Here is a 15,977-nt window from a genome sequence, read left to right as displayed (position 1 = left end):
GCGCATGCCGCGGTTGCCCGTCAATCCCGCGGCAACACCTGCGCCAGCCGCTCGTCCATGAAGTCGACGAACGCGCGCACGCGCGGTGGAACCAGCCGGCGCTGCGGCATCACCGCGTAGATGCCGGTCTCGGACACCGGATAGTCGGCCAGCACGACCTGCAGGCGACCGCTGCGCAGGTCATCGGACGCATGCCAGGTCGAATGCAGGGCGATGCCGAGACCGGCAACGGCGGCATCGCGCACGACTTCGCCGTAGTTGCTTTCGATGCGGCCGTGCACGCGCACCGCGACTTCGCCGCCGGCACCGTCACTCATCCGCCACACGTCCTGTCGTCCCTGGCTGCCGACCAGCATCACGCAGTCGTGTTCGGCCAGTTCCTGCGGGGTGCGCGGCGTGCCGTGGCGGCGCAGATATGCGGGCGATGCGCACAGCACGCGTCGATTCGGCGCCAGCCGGCGCGCGACCAGGTTGGAGTCGGCGAGTTCTCCTATGCGGATCGCCAGGTCGAAGCCGGAGCTGACCAGGTCGACCATCTGGTCATTGAGATTGAGGCTGAGCCGCACCCGCGGATGGCGTTCGAGGAACTCGGGTACCAGGGGCGACACGTACAGCCGCCCGAACGAGGCCGAGGTCGTCACCCGCAGCGTGCCGGTGATCTCGCTGCCTCCCAGCCCCAGGCTGCTGGTGAGGGTCTCCAGGTCCTCGACCAGCGCCCGCCCCTGCTCGGCCAGCGCGGCGCCCTCAGGCGTGGCGTGCAGGCGGCGCGTGGTCCGGTGCAGTAGGGGCACGCCGAGGTCGCGCTCGAGCCGCTTGAGGCGCTGGCTGGCCACGGCGACCGACAGGTCGAGGCTGCGGGCGGCGGCGCTGATCGAGCCCAGGTCGAGCACGCGCAGGAAAAGGCCGATATCGCCGATGCGATCCATGGATTATCAACGTTTCATTGAAACTGATTAGCCATATTGGCGGTTTCGTAAGAATATGCAACGGCCTAGCCTGCGCACCTTCTCTTTAAGAGTGGACGTCGCATCATGGCCCTCGCCTCCGCCCCATCCCTACCCGCCCCCTCCTCCAACCGGATGCCGGTGGCGCTGTATGCCCTGACCGCCGGTTCGTTCGGCATTGGCTGCGCCGAGTTCGTGATCATGGGCCTGCTGCTGCAGGTCGCGGCCGACCTGCAGGTCTCGATCGCCGCCGCCGGCATGCTGGTGTCGGGCTACGCGCTGGGCGTGTTCGTCGGCGCCCCGATCCTGACCCTGTTGACCCGCCGCATGCCGCGCAAGGCGGTGCTGCTGGCGCTGATGGCGATCTACACGATCGGCAATGCGGCCTGCGCGCTGGCGCCGGACTACACCACGCTGATGGCCGCACGCGTGCTGACTTCGCTGACGCACGGCACCTTCTTCGGTGTTGGCGCGGTGGTGGCCACCGGCCTGGTGCCGGCCGACCGCAAGGCCTCGGCGATTTCCATCATGTTCTCCGGCCTGACCCTGGCAACGCTGCTGGGCATGCCGGCTGGCGCCTGGCTCGGACTGCACCTGGGCTGGCGGTCCACTTTCTGGGCGATGAGCGTGGTCGGTGTCGCTTCGCTGCTGGTGATCGCGCTGCTGGTGCCGCGCAGTCGCGACCAGCAGGCGCCGGTGGCGGTACGCGACGAGCTGCGCACGATCGTGCGTCCGCAGGTCCTGCTTGGCCTGCTGATGACGATGCTCGGCTTCGCCGGTGTGTTCGTCGTGATCACCTACATCCAGCCGTTGCTGACCGGCATTGCCGGATTCTCCGAAGCGGCGGTGTCGCCGATCCTGCTGCTGTTCGGTGCCGGCATGGTCGTGGGCAACCTGCTCGGCGGCCATCTCGCCGACCGCAAGCCGACACCGGCGCTGCTGGGCACGCTGGCTGCGCTGGCCATCGTGCTGGCGTTGATGAGCTTCGCGCTGCACAACCAGTTCGCCATCGTCGCCTTCATCACCGCGCTCGGCATCGCTGCGTTCGCCACGGTCTCGCCCTTGCAGCTGCGCGTGCTGCGCCATGCATCGGGTGCCGGCCAGAACCTCGCCTCGAGCTTCAACATCGCCGCCTTCAACCTTGGCAATGCCATGGGCGCCTGGCTCGGTGGCGTTGTCATCGAACGTGGCCCGGGCCTGCAAGCAGTGACATGGGCGGCAGCAGTCGTGACCGTGGCCGGCCTGGCCGTCGCGCTGTGGAGCGTGCGCCTGGAAAGCGCGCACGAACGCAGCGCGCAGCTGCCCACCGGCTGCGTGCCCGAGCGCCCCTGAATCCGCTGTATCCATCCACTCGCGAAGGAATTGCGTGTCATGAATCCCCTTGTTTCCCGCACCGTGCTGGCCACCCTGCTGATGGCAGCGTCCGGTATCGCGCCGGCGCAATCGACTGCCGATGCACCGACAACCTGGGCCACGACCTGGACGGCCAGCCCGCAACCGCTCTGGGCCGGCGACTTCGTGCTGCCGACCAACGTCCCCTACAACCTATGGAACCAGACCGTGCGGCAGACCGCACGCGTCAGCATCGGCGGACGCCGTGTGCGCGTGTTGCTGTCGAACGAATACGGCACGCAGCCGTTGCGGATCGGCGCGGCACGCATCGCAGGCAGCGCGTCCGCAGGCCGCATCGTCGCCGCCAGCGATCGGCCGCTTACCTTCGGCGGAAAGATCTCGGTGACCATTCCACCGGGTGCGCCGATGCTCAGCGATCCGGTCGACCTGGACGTGCCGGCACTGGGCGATGTCGCGGTCAGCCTCTACCTGCCCGAGCCGACGCCGCCGGCGACGTTCCACTGGGACGCGCGCCAGACCACCTACGTCGGTGCTGGCGACCAGACCGCTGCGTCGGCGATCAAAGCCGAGACGACGTTGAGCACGCGCGTGTTCCTGTCGGCCATCCAGGTGCAGGCCGCGCCGAGCACGCGCAGCGTGGTGGCGTTGGGCGACTCGATCACCGACGGCAACATGTCGACGGTGGACCACAACCGCCGCTGGCCCGACTTCCTCGCCCGCCGCCTGGCCGGACAGGACGTCGCCGTGCTCAATGCCGGCATCTCCGGCGCGCGCCTGCTGCAGGACAAGATGGGCAGCAATGCGCTGGCCCGCTTCGAGCGCGACGTGCTGTCCCAGCCGGGCCTGGCCGCGGCCGTGGTCTTCATCGGCATCAACGACATCGGCTGGAACGGCACGGCATTCGCGCCATCGGACCCGGCCGCACGCGCCGAGGACCTGATCGCCGGCTACCGCCAGCTGATCGCCCGGGCGCATACACGCGGCGTGCGCATCGTCGGTGCGACCCTGACACCGTTTGAAGGCGCCCTGCAGGACACGCCGATGCGCGGCTACTACGGCGCCGACAAGGAGCGCGTGCGCCAGGCCGTCAACGCCTGGATCCGCGACAGCGGCGAATTCGACGCGGTGCTGGATTTCGACAAGGTCACCCGCGACCCGTCACACCCAGCGCGTTTCCTGGCCGCCTACGACTCGGGCGACCATCTGCACCCCGGCGATGCCGGCTACCAGGCGATGGCCGAGTCGATCGATCTGGGTGCCCTGCTCGGCGACGAACCGGCGGTCGCCGCTTCCGCAGACTACGCGCATTGACTTTCCACGCACACTGACTCCAGGAATCGCAACGATGGACTACCGTTTTCTCGGCAACTCCGGCTTTCGCGTCCCCGCGTTGAGCTTCGGCACCGGCACGTTCGGCGGCAAGGGCGAACTGTTTGGCTCGTGGGGCAACACCGACATCGCCGAGGCCACGCGCCTGGTCGACATCTGCCTCGACGCCGGCCTCAACATGTTCGACAGCGCCGATGTCTATTCGGGCGGCCTGGCCGAAAGCATCCTCGGCGCTGCCATCAAGAATCGCCGCGACAAGGTGCTGATCTCGACCAAGGCCACATTCCGCTTCGACGACGGCCCCAACAATGTCGGTTCCTCGCGCTTCCACCTGATCAACACCGTCGACGACGCGCTCAAGCGACTTGGCACCGACTACATCGACCTGTTCCAGCTGCACGGCTTCGACGCGCGCACGCCCATCGAAGAAACGCTGTCGACGCTCGACAACATGGTTCGTGCCGGCAAGATCCGCTACCTGGGTGTGTCGAACTTCTCCGGCTGGCACCTGATGAAGTCGCTGTCCGTGTCCGAGCGCCATGGCTGGTCGCGCTACGTCGCCAACCAGACGTACTACTCACTGATCGGTCGCGACTATGAGTGGGAGCTGATGCCGCTCGGCCTCGACCAGGGCGTTGGCGCGGTGGTGTGGAGCCCCCTGGGCTGGGGCCGCCTCACCGGCAAGATCCGCCGCGGCCAGCCGCGTCCGGACGTGACGCGGCTGTCGGCCACCGCCGATTACGGCCCGCCGGTCGATGAGGAGCGTCTTTACCGCGTCGTCGACGCGCTCGACGTCATCGCTGCCGAAACCGGCAAGACGGTGCCGCAGATCGCATTGAACTGGTTGCTGCAGCGACCGACGGTGTCGACCGTGGTGATCGGTGCGCGCACCGAGGAGCAGCTGCTGCAGAACCTTGGCGCGGTCGGCTGGAGCCTGACGGCCGATCAGGTCGCCGCGCTCGACGAGGCCAGCGCGGTGACGCCGGTGTATCCGTACTGGCACCAGGCCGGTTTTGGCGAACGCAATCCGTCGCCGGTCTGATGCGCCCAGGCACCACACAGCAGATACCGACATCCCACATGAAAGCCATAGCCCTCACCCGTTACCTTCCCATCGACGACCCGGAATCGCTCGTCGACGTCGACCTTCCCGACCCTGCCGCGCCCACCGGCCACGACCTGCTCGTGCGCGTCGAAGCCGTCTCGGTCAATCCGGTCGACACCAAGGTGCGCTCGCCCAAGCCGCAAGTGGAAGCGCAACCGAAGGTGCTCGGTTACGACGCCGCCGGGGTGGTTGAAGCCATCGGCGAAAACGTCAGTCGATTCCGTCCAGGTGATCGCGTCTACTACGCCGGCGACATCACCCGCCCCGGCAGCAACGCGCAACTGCAGCTGGTGGACGAGCGCGTCGTCGGCCACGCACCCAGGTCGCTCGACGCCGCGCAGGCGGCGGCGCTGCCGCTGACTGCCCTGACTGCATGGGAGCTGCTGTTCCAGCGCATGCCGTTCGACAGCGAAGGCGGCGGCAGCCGCAAGACGCTGCTGGTCATCGCCGGTGCCGGAGGCGTCGGCTCGATCGCGATCCAGCTGGCGCGTCGTGCCGGCTTCACCGTCATTGCCACTGCATCGCGCAGCGAAACCGTCGAGTGGTGCAAGGCCATGGGCGCGCACCACGTCATCGATCATCGCCAACCCTTGCCGCCCCAGCTTGCGGCGCTGGGTTTCCCCTCGATCGACGCAGCACTCAACCTCGCCGACACGGTGCGCTACTGGGAGGTGCTGGGCGAGCTGCTGGCCCCGCTCGGCCATGTCGGCCTGATCGTGGAGCCGTCCGCGCCGCTGCGCATCGGCGATCCGTACAAGGCCAAGAGCATCGGCATCCACTGGGAAATGATGTTCGCCCGCACCCGCTTCGGCACCGCCGACATGGACGAGCAGGGCCGCATCCTCGACCGGGTCGCCGCCCTGATCGACGGCGGCGAACTGCGCGGCACCCGGCACGACGCGCTCAGCCCGATCAATGCGGCCAACCTGCGCGAGGCGCACCGGCGCCTGGAATCGGGCACGACGATCGGCAAGCTGGTGCTGTCGGGCTGGTAGCCAGGCTGGCCGGTGCTTGCCGCCGGCCCGCTTTCCCGGCATGGTGCCGGCTTCCGTACGCCAGCGTATTCGCCATGACGGCCGCCAGCCCCCTGAGCTTCGAAAGCACCGCCACCCCGCACCCGCTCTACCCCCGCCTGTTCGAGCCACTCGACCTGGGTTTCTGCACCCTGCGCAACCGCGTGCTGATGGGCTCGATGCACACCGGGCTGGAGGACAAGGCCGCCGACTTCCCCAAGCTGGCGGCCTATTTCGGCGAACGTGCCGCCGGTGGCGTCGGCCTGATCGTCACCGGTGGCTTCTCGCCCAACCTGGCCGGCTGGCTCAAGCCGTTCGGCGGCACCCTGCGCTGGCCGTGGGAAGTGCGCCGTCACCGCCAGGTCACCTCCGCCGTGCACGGCCACGGCGGCCGCATCTGCCTGCAGATCCTGCACGCCGGCCGTTACGGCTACAGCCCGCTGCAGGTGGCGCCGAGCAAGCTCAAGGCGCCGATCAATCCGTTCACGCCGCGCGCCCTGTCGGCCGGCGGCGTCGAGCGCCAGATCCGTGCCTTCGTCCGCTCCGCCCAGCTCGCCCGCGAAGGCGGCTACGACGGCGTCGAAGTGATGGGCTCGGAGGGCTACCTGCTCAACCAGTTCACCGCGCCGCGCACCAACAAGCGCAACGATGCCTGGGGCGGCGACGCCAGCAAGCGCATGCGCTTTGCCGTCGAGATCGTCCGCCGCATCCGCGAGGCGTGCGGACCGGATTTCATCATCGTCTATCGCCTGTCGATGCTCGACCTGGTCGACGAAGGCCTGGCATGGGATGAAGTGGTGCAGCAGGCCAATGCCGTTGAAGCCGCCGGCGCGACCCTGATCAACACCGGCATCGGCTGGCACGAGGCGCGCATTCCGACCATCGCCACCTCCGTGCCGCGCGCCGCGTTCACTGGCATCACCGGACGCCTGAAGCCGCACGTGTCGCTGCCGCTGATCACCACCAACCGCATCAACATGCCGCAGGTCGCCGAGCGCGTGCTGGCCAGCGGCGATGCCGACATGGTGTCGATGGCGCGGCCGCTGTTGGCCGACCCGCAGTGGGTCAACAAGGCGCGCGAGCAGCGCGCCGACGACATCAACACCTGCATCGCCTGCAACCAGGCCTGCCTGGACCACGTGTTCGAGAACAAGACCGCCAGCTGCCTGGTCAACCCGCGCGCCTGCGCCGAAACCGAACTCAACTACACGCCGACGGCGTCGCCGCGTCGCATCGCTGTCGTCGGCGCCGGCCCGGCCGGCCTGGCCTGCGCGACAGTCGCGGCCGAGCGCGGCCACCGCGTCACCCTGTTCGAAGCAGGCAGCGAGATCGGTGGCCAGTTCAACCTGGCCAAGCGCATCCCGGGCAAGGAAGAGTTCCACGAGACCCTGCGCTACTTCAGCCGCCGCATCGAGCAGACCGGCGTCGAGCTGCGCTTGAACAGCCGCGCCGATGCAGACGCCCTCGCCGGTTTCGACGACGTCGTGCTGGCCACCGGCATCCGTCCGCGCGAGGTCGACATTGCCGGCGCCGACCACCCCAAGGTGGTCAGCTACCTGGACGTCCTCAGCGGCCGCGTGGTGCCGGGACGCAAGGTCGCCCTGATCGGCGCCGGCGGCATCGGTTTCGACGTCGCCGAGTTCCTGGTGCACCGCCCGGGTCCGACTGATCCGGACGCCGTCGACGCGGCCCGCTGGCGCGCCGAGTGGGGCGTCGACCTGGGTTATGAAGGCACCAGCCGCGGCGGCCTGGCGGCGGCGCAGCCGGAGCCGCCAGCGCGCGAGGTCTGGCTGTTGCAGCGCAGCCCGGGCCGTCCGGGCGCCCGCCTGGGCAAGACCACCGGATGGATCCACCGCGCCACGCTCAAGGCCAGGAAGGTGCGGATGCTCGGCGGCGTCGAGTACCTCGGGGTAGACGACGACGGCCTGCATATCCGGGTCGACGGCAGCGACCAGACCCTGCCGGTCGACCACGTCGTGATCTGCGCGGGTCAGGAGCCGTTCAAGCCGCTGGCGGCGCAATTGGGGGGCACCGGCAAGGTGACCCACGTGATCGGAGGGGCCGATGTGGCGGCCGAACTCGACGCAAAACGCGCCATCGCACAGGCCTCACGGCTCGCCGCGACGCTGTGAACCGCGCCGACGCCCAAGTGCTGAGAGCCCCATGGGACGGGGCTTTCAGCCGCCTGTTCAGATAAAAAACCCAAGACAATCCGATGGTTACGAATTAGCCATTCAGCTGGCATTTATACTTCCGCCGCTACCTTGCGCCAACTTTTCAGCCACCCCCTTGGTGGCGACCCACACCGCCCGCGCCTTTGCGCGGTTTAGGTGAAGGGGCAAAAGCGTGCCGCAGAGCCCGCTGCCCTCCCCAGTACGCCATGCCGGTTCGCGCCGCAGTTGCCGTGTTTCCCAACAGGGACGGCGACCGCGCTGTGGAACGGCGCAACGGAGCAAGGAGTCCGATTAGATGAAACTGGCTTGGATCCTGTGGCTGGCCTCTGTGCTTCCGCCACAAACCGCCGATTCGCTGTGCCTGAGCACCACCGTCTACCTGGAAGCCCGCGACCAGTCCGTGCGCGGCCAGAAGGCCGTGGCGGAAGTGGCCCTGCGCCGCCGCGATAGCGGCCTGTGGGGCAACACGGTCTGTGACGTGGTCACGGCCCGCAAGCAGTTCGCACCGACCCTGGTGGCCCCTGGCACGCGCCTGACCAACACCGAGGCGTGGGGCGAGGCCGTCACGGTCGCCCTGGATGCCGAGCGCAACTGGGCCCTGCCGCCCGGCCAGCGCAAGGAGATCGTGCCCGGCGCCAGTCACTTCGCCGCCCACGCGATCGCCAGCCCGAGCTGGCGCACCGCCTACCAGGTGGCCACGATCGGCGACCACACCTTCTACAAGGTGCAGTCGCTGAAGCCGCGTCGCACCTGAGCGGCAAAACACAGTAATGGGTTCCGCGGGAGTGCTGAATGCGCTCCCGCTGCGTTTCAGCCGTGGCGTTGAGCACGCGTGGCGAGTCGGCGATAGTGCTTGATTCATCGCCCCCCGCGGAGTTCGCAATGAAGCTCTACACCAAGCCCGGCGCCTGCTCGACTGCCGACCACATCGCCCTGGAGTGGACCGGCCAGCCGTTCGAGTACGAGATCCTGGACAAGGACTCGATGAAGGCCCCCGCCTACCTGGCGATCAACCCGACCGGTGCGGTGCCGGCGGTCGTCGACGGCGACTTCGTGCTGACCCAGAACGCCGCGATCATGGGCTATATCGCCGACAGCTATCCCGAAGCCGGTCTTGCCGGCGACGGCAGCGCGCGCCAGCGCGGCGAGGCGGCCCGCTGGCTCGCCTTCGTCAATTCCGACCTGCACCCGGCGTTCAAGCCGCTGTTCGGCCCGGCCGCCTTCATCGAAGACCAGGCCCAGTTCGACGCGGTCAAGGCCACCGCGCGCAAGCGCGTGCGCAGCCTGTTCGAGGCTGCCGACAAGCAGCTTGCGGGCAAGCAGTGGCTGGCCGGTTTCCGCAGCTTTGCCGACCCCTACCTCTACATCACCCTGCGCTGGGCCGACGGCCTGGGCATCGACCTGGGCGGCCTGGCCAACCTGGCGACCTTCAGGCAACGCATGGAGGCCGACCCCGGCGTGCAGAAGGCGCTGAAGGACGAAGGGCTGGCATGAGCCTGCAAGACGCGTAGCGGCGTTGCTGGCGTGGTGACGGCCTAGGCCGTCACCAGCGAGCGCATGCGCCGCTCCATTTCACCGGCGAAGCCGACGTTGTGGGCCTTGGCCAGGGCCGTGCTCAGGTCCGGCAGCAACGCCAGCAATTCGCCGACATCGGTGCAGCGCTCGATCTTGAGCTGCAGGAAATACCCGCGCAGACCCAGGTGCTCGCGCACGGTATCCGACATCAGCGTGTACAGCGGAGCGTAGCCGCCGGTCACCGGCGCCGCACCGACGCCAGCGGCGACTGCCGCAGTGGAGACCTGCCCTGTGACCCGACCGGAAAACTCCCGGCCAGGTATGGATGCAGCGGCCGCGGCCGCCATGGTCTGCGGTACGTCGACCAACCCCAATGAACGCAGTTGTTCGAGCGCATCGGGCGGACCACGCAATCCGGCAATCACGTCGCGCAGTTGCCCGGCGCTGCGCTGGCCATCGACCAGCAGCAGGATCGAACGCAATACGTTGGGCAGTTTGCGGGTGCGCTGCTGGATCTCATCGCGCCCGGCATCGGTCTTGTTCGGCACTTCGTCATCGCGCATGGCTTCCCCTAAAACCATCGGCCACGAAAGGCGTGGCTGAATATGCCATGGGCGGCGGGCCTGGGGGACGGCCGATGGGGGGTATCAGACGAAAGGCGAATGGTCGGGCTGGCGCTGCGCCGCCCCGCCCTCACCCCAACCCCTCTCCCGCCGGAGGGAGAGGGGCCTCAGTCCCTTCTCCCGCGCGTGGGGAGAAGGTGCCCGCGGGGCGGATGAGGGCTGCCGTCGACCTCAGCGCTTGTCGATCGCCACGTAAGCGCGATCTTCCGGGCCAACGTAGTTCGCGCTCGGACGGATGATCTTGCCGTCCTCGCGCTGCTCGATCACGTGCGCGCTCCAGCCGGTGGTGCGTGCGATCACGAACAGCGGCGTGAACATCGGCGTCGGGATTCCCATCATGTGGTAGGCCGATGCGCTGTACCAGTCGAGGTTCGGGAACATCTTCTTGGTGTCCATCATCAGGTTCTCGATGCGCTCGGACACGTCGAACAGCATCTGGTTTCCACCCTCGGCACACAGCTTGCGCGAGATTTCCTTGATGATCGGATTGCGCGGATCGCCGATGGTGTACACCGGGTGGCCGAAGCCGATGACGATTTCCTTGCGCTCCATGCGCGCGCGGATATCGGCCTCGGCCTCGTCGGCGCTGCTGTAGCGGCTGATGATGTCCATCGCCACTTCGTTCGCGCCGCCGTGCTTGGGACCGCGCAGCGCACCGATCGCGCCGGTGAGGCACGAATGCAGGTCCGAACCGGTGCCGGCAATCACGCGCGCGGTGAACGTCGAGGCATTGAACTCATGCTCGGCGTAGAGGATCAGCGACTTGTCGAGCGAGTCGGCATGCAGCGCGCTCGGCGGCTCGCCGTGCAGCAGGTGCAGGAAGTGCGCGGCGACGCTGTCGTCGTCGGTCTCGACATCGATGCGGCGACCGTTGCGGGTGAAGTGCCACCAGTAGATCAGCATCGAACCGAAGCTGGCGATCAGCTTGTCGGCGATGTCGCGCGCTTCCGAAGCAGGATGGCCTTCGCGCTCGGGCAGCACGGTGCCCAGCACCGAGCAGCCGGTGCGCAGCACGTCCATCGGATGCGCATTGGCCGGCACCAGCTCCAGCGCTTCGGAGACGATCGCCGGCAGGCCGCGCAGGCGCTTGAGCTTGGCCTTGTAGGCCTTGAGCTGCGACACCGTCGGCAGGGCGCCGTGCACGAGCAGGTGCGCGACCTCCTCGAACGTCGACTTGGTCGCCAGGTCGTGGATGTCGTAGCCGCGGTAATGCAGGTCGTTGCCGCTGCGGCCGACGGTGCACAGGGCGGTATTGCCCGCGGCGGTGCCGCTCAGGGCGACGGATTTCTTGGCCTTGGGCAGGTTCTGTGCCGAGTCACTCATTGCTTGTCTCCTCATTCGGCCACGGTGGCGGGGGATTTCTTGTCCGGTCCCGCCAAGGGCCGTCGTTCTCAGGGATAACGCGGTTAGCTGCAGATAGATGCTGGAAGTGCCGCTAAAAGCAGGGGGTTAAGCCAAGTTGCGACGGGCAGGTCGCACGCGACCGTGGCGGGCCAGTATCGCGCCCGTCGCGGTCGCAGGGCGGACGGACGCGCCGGCGGAGATAGGGACAGGGGGACTCAACGTCGAGGCCCTGTACGCTCCGTCGGCCGACCACTTCCATCCTTCTTGCTTACTTCTCGCGCGCAAACAGCGCATCGAGCTTGTCTTCGTATGCGTGGTAGCCCAGGTAGTCATAGAGCTCAGCGCGCGTCTGCAAGGTCGGCACGAGGCTCTTCTGCGTGCCCTCGCGGCGTACCGTCTCGTAGAAGTTCAGCGCCGCCTTGTTCATGGCGCGATACGCGCCGCAGCAGTACAGGGCGATGTCGACACCGGCCTGGCGCAGCTCGTCGGTGGTGAAGAACGGGGTCGAGCCGAACTCGGTCAGGTTGGCCAGGATCGGCACCTTCACCGCAGCCTTGAAGCGGCGGTAGTCCTCGAGCGTGTTCATCGCCTCGGGGAAGATCATGTCGGCACCGGCCTCGACGTACGCGCAGGCGCGCTCGATCGCCGAATCGATGCCTTCGACCGCGGCCGCGTCGGTGCGGGCCATGATCACGAAGCTGGAGTCGGTACGCGCATCGACCGCCGACTTGACGCGATCGACCATCTCCGACATCGGCACCACTTCCTTGCCCGGACGGTGGCCGCAACGCTTCTGCCCGACCTGGTCTTCCATGTGCACGGCGGCGACGCCGACATTGATGAAGGACTTGACGGTGCGCCCGATGTTGAATGCGCCGCCCCAGCCGGTGTCGATGTCGACCAGCAACGGCATCTGCGTGGCGTCGACAATCCGGCGCGCGTCGGTGAGCACGTCTTCCATGGTGCTGATGCCCAGGTCCGGCACGCCGAGCGAGTTGGCGGCGACGCCGCCACCGGACAGGTACAGGGCCTTGTAGCCCACGCGCTTGGCCATCAGGCCGGCGTAGGCGGTGATGGCACCCATCACCTGCAGCGGGGATTCTTCAGAAACGGCGGCGCGGAAACGAGCACCGGCGGAGGCTTGCGAAGTCATGTCATCTCCTGGTTGAAGGGGCATTTTAGGCCACCTCGGGCGACGGCGTCGGCCCTGGCGGTGGTGGCGATGGGTGGCCCCCTCCTTCGCGGGGATGACGGCTACGACTTCTCACCACCCGAATCCGCCCCCCGCTCCAGCGCCCGTCGCACCTCGTCCAGCGCCCCCGGGTCGTCCAGCGTCGACAGGTCGCCGGGGTCCCGGTTCTCGGCCAGCGCCTGGATCGAGCGCCGCAGCAGTTTGCCCGAGCGCGTCTTGGGCAAGGCGTTGACGACATACACCCGCGCCGGCCGGGCCACGCCGCCCAGCTGCTCGACCACCCGCTGCTGCATGCTCGCCGCCGCCTGCGCCGCCGACTCGCCGGCCAGCGCCTGCTTGAGCGTGGCAAACACCACCGGCACCTGCCCCTTGAGCTCGTCATGCACGCCGATCACCGCCGCCTCGGCGACGCTGGGATGGGTCGAGCACGACTCCTCGATCTCGCGCGTGCCCAGGCGGTGTCCGGCCACGTTGATGACGTCGTCGGTGCGGCCGAGGATGAAGGTGTAGCCGTCCTCGTCCCGGATCGCCCAGTCGAGCGAGCTGTACACCAGTTGCTTGAAATGGCTGAAGTAGCTCGACAGGAAACGCGCATCGTCGTTCCACACCGTGGTCAGGCAGCCCGGCGGCAATGGCGGCTCGATCACCAGCACGCCCTTCTGCCCCGGCGCGACATCGTCGCCGCTGTTGTCGTCGATCACGCGCAGTTTGTAGCCAGGCGTCGGCAGCCCGGGCGATCCGAACTTCACCGGCTTCATGTCCAGGCCCGGCATCAACGACAGCACCGGCCAGCCGGTTTCGGTCTGCCAGTAGTTGTCGATGATGGTCTTGCCGATGCCGTCGGTGATCCAGTGCGCGGTCGGCTCGTCGAGCGGCTCACCGGCGAGGAACAACCAGTGCAGCTTCGACAGGTCGTGCTTGGTCAGCCATGACGGATCCTGCTTCTTGAGCACGCGGATGCCGGTGGGCGAGGAGAACATCGTGCGCACGCCGTACTGCTCGCAGATGCGCCACCAGATGCCCGGATCCGGGTTGGTCGGAAGCCCTTCGTAGAGCACCGAAGTGGCACCGGCAATCAGCGGTCCGTAGACGTTGTACGAGTGCCCGACTGCCCAGCCGACATCGGAGGTGGAGAACATCACCTTGCCGGCGCGTACGTCGTAGATCGACCACATCGACAGCGCCATCGCCACCGCATAACCGCCGACGTCGCGCTGCACGCCCTTGGGTTTGCCAGTGGTGCCGGAGGTATAGAGCAGATAGCTCGGCTCGTTGGACTCCAGCCATTCGACATCGACCTGCGCGCCTTCGTGCGTGTTGCGCAGCGTGGCGTAATCGGCATCGCGCCCGTCGACAACGCTGTATCCGTGATCAAGGTTGCGACTCACAACCAGCACGTGCGGCGGGGGTGAAGCAGCCTCATCGCAGGCGGCATCCACCAGCGGCTTGTAGGCGATGACCTTGCCACCACGCATGCCGGCGTCGGCACAGATGAGGAGCCTGGGTTTGGCATCGTCGATTCGCAGCGCCAGGTTGTGCGCAGCGAATCCGCCGAACACGACCGAATGCACCGCACCGATGCGCGCACAGGCCAGCATCGCGAACACGGCTTCGGCCATGTTGGGCATGTAGATCACGACACGGTCGCCGCGACCGACGCCGAGCGACTTGAGCACGGCGGCGAAAGTGTTCACTTCGGCGTGCAGCTGGCGGTAGGTGATTTCCCGGGTGACGTTGGTTTCCGAGGAGATGGCCACCAGTGCCAGTTGCTCGCCACGCTCGTCGAGGTGGCGATCGACGGCGTTGTAGCACAGGTTGGTTTCGCCGCCGGCGAACCATTTGCGGAATGGCGGGTGGGTGTAGTCGAGGATCTGCTGTGGCGTCTTGTGCCAGTGGATCGCTTTCGCCTGCTCCGCCCAGAACTCCTCGGGTTGTTCGATCGAGCGGCGGTAGAACTCCTCGTAACCCATCGCGGCATCTCCAACGGCTATCCGTCGAGGCTAGTACCAGCGAGGGAAGGAAGCGTTACGACCTTGGTCGAAATTGCCTCGACCCGTCATTCCCGTGGAGGCGGGAACCCAGCGCCGTTCTCGCGCACCGAAGACAGTGCAGTGACTCACCCGAGCGTTGTCCGCAGGGGCGGGGAGTGCGGAGCAGCGGGCCATGGATGGCCCGCGCCCCGCCTTCGGACAGGATGCCCGACGAAGGGACGGAGCACTCCCGGCCCCTGCGGACAACGCCGCTCCGAAGCCCAGCACCCGACGTCAGATCGACGGCAAGATGGATCCCGGCTTTCGCCGGGATGACGGGACCGCCAACAAAAAAGGCGGCCCAAAGGCCGCCTTTTCCGCGCAACCGGCACGAAGCCGGCAACCGTTGATCAACCCAGCAGGTGGGCGACGCCGGCGCGCTCTTCTTCCAGCTCGGCCAGCGTCTTGTCCATCGCCGCACGGCTGAACTCGTCGACCGGCAGACCCTCGACACGGGTGTACTCGCCGTTGGCCGTGGTCACCGGCACACCGTACAGCACGCCTTCCGGAATGCCGTAGCTGCCGTCCGACGGCACGCCCATCGTCACCCACTTGCCGTTGCTGCCCAGCACCCAATCGCGGATGTGGTCGATGGCAGCGTTGGCGGCCGAAGCCGCCGACGACAGACCGCGCGCCTCGATGATCGCCGCGCCGCGCTTGGCGACCTGCGGGATGAACGTGTTCGCATTCCAGTCCGCGTCGTTGATCTTGTCCTTCAGCGACGCACCGTTGACCGTGGCGAAACGGTAGTCCGGGTACATCGTCGGGCTGTGATTGCCCCACACCACCAGCTTCTCGATGTCGGCCACGGCCACACCGGCCTTGGATGCCAGCTGCGACAGCGCACGGTTGTGGTCCAGGCGCAGCATCGCGGTGAAATTCTTCGCCGGCAGGTCCGGCGCCGACTTCATGGCGATGTAGGCATTGGTGTTGGCCGGGTTACCGACGACGAGCACCTTGACGTCGCGCGAAGCGACCTTGTTCAGAGCAGCGCCCTGCGCGGTGAAGATCTTCGCGTTCTCCAGCAGCAGGTCCTTGCGCTCCATGCCCGGGCCGCGCGGACGCGCGCCGACCAGCAGGGCGATGTCGGCGTCCTTGAAGGCGACCTCGGCGTCATCGGTGCCGACCATGCCGGCCAGCAGCGGGAACGCGCAGTCTTCCAGCTCCATCATCACGCCCTTGAGCGCGGCCTGGGCCTTCTCCATCGGCAGCTCGAGCATCTGCAGGATGACGGGCTGGTCGTTGCCGAGCATTTCGCCGGAAGCGATGCGGAACAGCAGCGAGTAGCCGATCTGGCCGGCAGCACCGGTTACGGCAACGCGGACGGGGGTCTTCATGGGTAACTCCTGAAATGA

At 67.5% G+C, this 15,977-nt stretch carries 13 protein-coding genes; 7 read left to right on the top strand and 6 right to left on the bottom strand.

Annotation, left to right across the window (positions count from 1 at the left end):
• Nucleotides 1–20 precede the first annotated feature (20 nt).
• The gene (locus MNR01_RS15985) at nucleotides 21–926 is read right to left on the bottom strand and encodes a LysR family transcriptional regulator (RefSeq protein WP_241918701.1); all 906 of its coding nucleotides are present in this window, start codon (nucleotides 924–926) and stop codon (nucleotides 21–23) included.
• A gap of 105 nt (nucleotides 927–1,031) precedes the next feature.
• Here MNR01_RS15985 and MNR01_RS15980 point away from each other — a divergent pair, with 105 nt between their 5' ends.
• From MNR01_RS15980 to MNR01_RS15950, 7 genes are all read left to right on the top strand, one after another.
• On the top strand, nucleotides 1,032–2,276 hold the full coding sequence (locus MNR01_RS15980; RefSeq protein ID WP_241918700.1) for an MFS transporter: 1,245 nt from the start codon (nucleotides 1,032–1,034) through the stop codon (nucleotides 2,274–2,276).
• Between the two features lie 39 nt (nucleotides 2,277–2,315).
• Nucleotides 2,316–3,608 (top strand): SGNH/GDSL hydrolase family protein, encoded by a 1,293-nt coding sequence (locus tag MNR01_RS15975; RefSeq protein WP_241918699.1) that lies wholly within the window; start codon nucleotides 2,316–2,318, stop codon nucleotides 3,606–3,608.
• 34 nt (nucleotides 3,609–3,642) lie between these two features.
• Nucleotides 3,643–4,668 carry an aldo/keto reductase gene (locus MNR01_RS15970; RefSeq protein WP_241918698.1) on the top strand — a complete coding sequence of 342 codons (1,026 nt, stop codon included), beginning with the start codon at nucleotides 3,643–3,645 and terminating at the stop codon, nucleotides 4,666–4,668.
• Nucleotides 4,669–4,706: 38 nt separating this feature from the next.
• A complete protein-coding gene (locus MNR01_RS15965) occupies nucleotides 4,707–5,726 on the top strand; it encodes a zinc-binding alcohol dehydrogenase family protein (protein ID WP_241918697.1) in 1,020 nt (339 codons plus the stop codon).
• Nucleotides 5,727–5,800: 74 nt separating this feature from the next.
• Nucleotides 5,801–7,876: an NADPH-dependent 2,4-dienoyl-CoA reductase gene (locus MNR01_RS15960; protein ID WP_241918696.1), complete on the top strand. Its 2,076-nt coding sequence runs from the start codon at nucleotides 5,801–5,803 to the stop codon at nucleotides 7,874–7,876.
• A gap of 337 nt (nucleotides 7,877–8,213) precedes the next feature.
• Nucleotides 8,214–8,672, top strand: coding sequence for a cell wall hydrolase (locus MNR01_RS15955; RefSeq protein WP_158733560.1), 459 nt, complete (start codon nucleotides 8,214–8,216; stop codon nucleotides 8,670–8,672).
• Nucleotides 8,673–8,800: 128 nt separating this feature from the next.
• The gene (locus MNR01_RS15950) at nucleotides 8,801–9,412 is read left to right on the top strand and encodes a glutathione S-transferase N-terminal domain-containing protein (protein WP_241918695.1); all 612 of its coding nucleotides are present in this window, start codon (nucleotides 8,801–8,803) and stop codon (nucleotides 9,410–9,412) included.
• 41 nt (nucleotides 9,413–9,453) lie between these two features.
• On the opposite strand, the gene MNR01_RS15945 is transcribed toward MNR01_RS15950, so the two are convergent.
• From MNR01_RS15945 to MNR01_RS15925, 5 genes are all read right to left on the bottom strand, one after another.
• Nucleotides 9,454–9,996 (bottom strand): hypothetical protein, encoded by a 543-nt coding sequence (locus MNR01_RS15945; protein ID WP_241918694.1) that lies wholly within the window; start codon nucleotides 9,994–9,996, stop codon nucleotides 9,454–9,456.
• A gap of 231 nt (nucleotides 9,997–10,227) precedes the next feature.
• On the bottom strand, nucleotides 10,228–11,379 hold the full coding sequence (prpC, locus tag MNR01_RS15940; RefSeq protein ID WP_241918693.1) for a 2-methylcitrate synthase: 1,152 nt from the start codon (nucleotides 11,377–11,379) through the stop codon (nucleotides 10,228–10,230).
• 289 nt (nucleotides 11,380–11,668) lie between these two features.
• A complete protein-coding gene (gene prpB / locus MNR01_RS15935) occupies nucleotides 11,669–12,553 on the bottom strand; it encodes a methylisocitrate lyase (RefSeq protein WP_241918692.1) in 885 nt (294 codons plus the stop codon).
• A gap of 101 nt (nucleotides 12,554–12,654) precedes the next feature.
• Nucleotides 12,655–14,562 carry a propionate--CoA ligase gene (gene prpE, locus MNR01_RS15930; protein WP_241918691.1) on the bottom strand — a complete coding sequence of 636 codons (1,908 nt, stop codon included), beginning with the start codon at nucleotides 14,560–14,562 and terminating at the stop codon, nucleotides 12,655–12,657.
• A 410-nt stretch (nucleotides 14,563–14,972) separates the two neighbouring features.
• A complete protein-coding gene (locus tag MNR01_RS15925; protein WP_241918690.1) occupies nucleotides 14,973–15,959 on the bottom strand; it encodes a malate dehydrogenase in 987 nt (328 codons plus the stop codon).
• Between the last annotated feature and the right edge of the window lie 18 nt (nucleotides 15,960–15,977).

Source organism: Lysobacter sp. S4-A87, from assembly GCF_022637455.1.
Classification (GTDB): Bacteria; Pseudomonadota; Gammaproteobacteria; order Xanthomonadales; family Xanthomonadaceae; genus Lysobacter_J.
Note: the sequence above shows the minus strand (reverse complement) of the source record. Positions and strands in the feature narration are given on the sequence as shown.

Bases quoted from the DNA above. Each gene is read 5' to 3' on its own strand.
- MNR01_RS15985 (WP_241918701.1), bottom strand. From the start codon at position 926: ATGGATCGCATCGGCGATATCGGCCTTTTCCTGCGCGTGCTCGACCTG.
- MNR01_RS15980 (WP_241918700.1), top strand. From the start codon at position 1,032: ATGGCCCTCGCCTCCGCCCCATCCCTACCCGCCCCCTCCTCCAACCGG.
- MNR01_RS15975 (WP_241918699.1), top strand. From the start codon at position 2,316: ATGAATCCCCTTGTTTCCCGCACCGTGCTGGCCACCCTGCTGATGGCA.
- MNR01_RS15970 (WP_241918698.1), top strand. From the start codon at position 3,643: ATGGACTACCGTTTTCTCGGCAACTCCGGCTTTCGCGTCCCCGCGTTG.
- MNR01_RS15965 (WP_241918697.1), top strand. From the start codon at position 4,707: ATGAAAGCCATAGCCCTCACCCGTTACCTTCCCATCGACGACCCGGAA.
- MNR01_RS15960 (WP_241918696.1), top strand. From the start codon at position 5,801: ATGACGGCCGCCAGCCCCCTGAGCTTCGAAAGCACCGCCACCCCGCAC.
- MNR01_RS15955 (WP_158733560.1), top strand. From the start codon at position 8,214: ATGAAACTGGCTTGGATCCTGTGGCTGGCCTCTGTGCTTCCGCCACAA.
- MNR01_RS15950 (WP_241918695.1), top strand. From the start codon at position 8,801: ATGAAGCTCTACACCAAGCCCGGCGCCTGCTCGACTGCCGACCACATC.
- MNR01_RS15945 (WP_241918694.1), bottom strand. From the start codon at position 9,996: ATGCGCGATGACGAAGTGCCGAACAAGACCGATGCCGGGCGCGATGAG.
- prpC (WP_241918693.1), bottom strand. From the start codon at position 11,379: ATGAGTGACTCGGCACAGAACCTGCCCAAGGCCAAGAAATCCGTCGCC.
- prpB (WP_241918692.1), bottom strand. From the start codon at position 12,553: ATGACTTCGCAAGCCTCCGCCGGTGCTCGTTTCCGCGCCGCCGTTTCT.
- prpE (WP_241918691.1), bottom strand. From the start codon at position 14,562: ATGGGTTACGAGGAGTTCTACCGCCGCTCGATCGAACAACCCGAGGAG.
- MNR01_RS15925 (WP_241918690.1), bottom strand. From the start codon at position 15,959: ATGAAGACCCCCGTCCGCGTTGCCGTAACCGGTGCTGCCGGCCAGATC.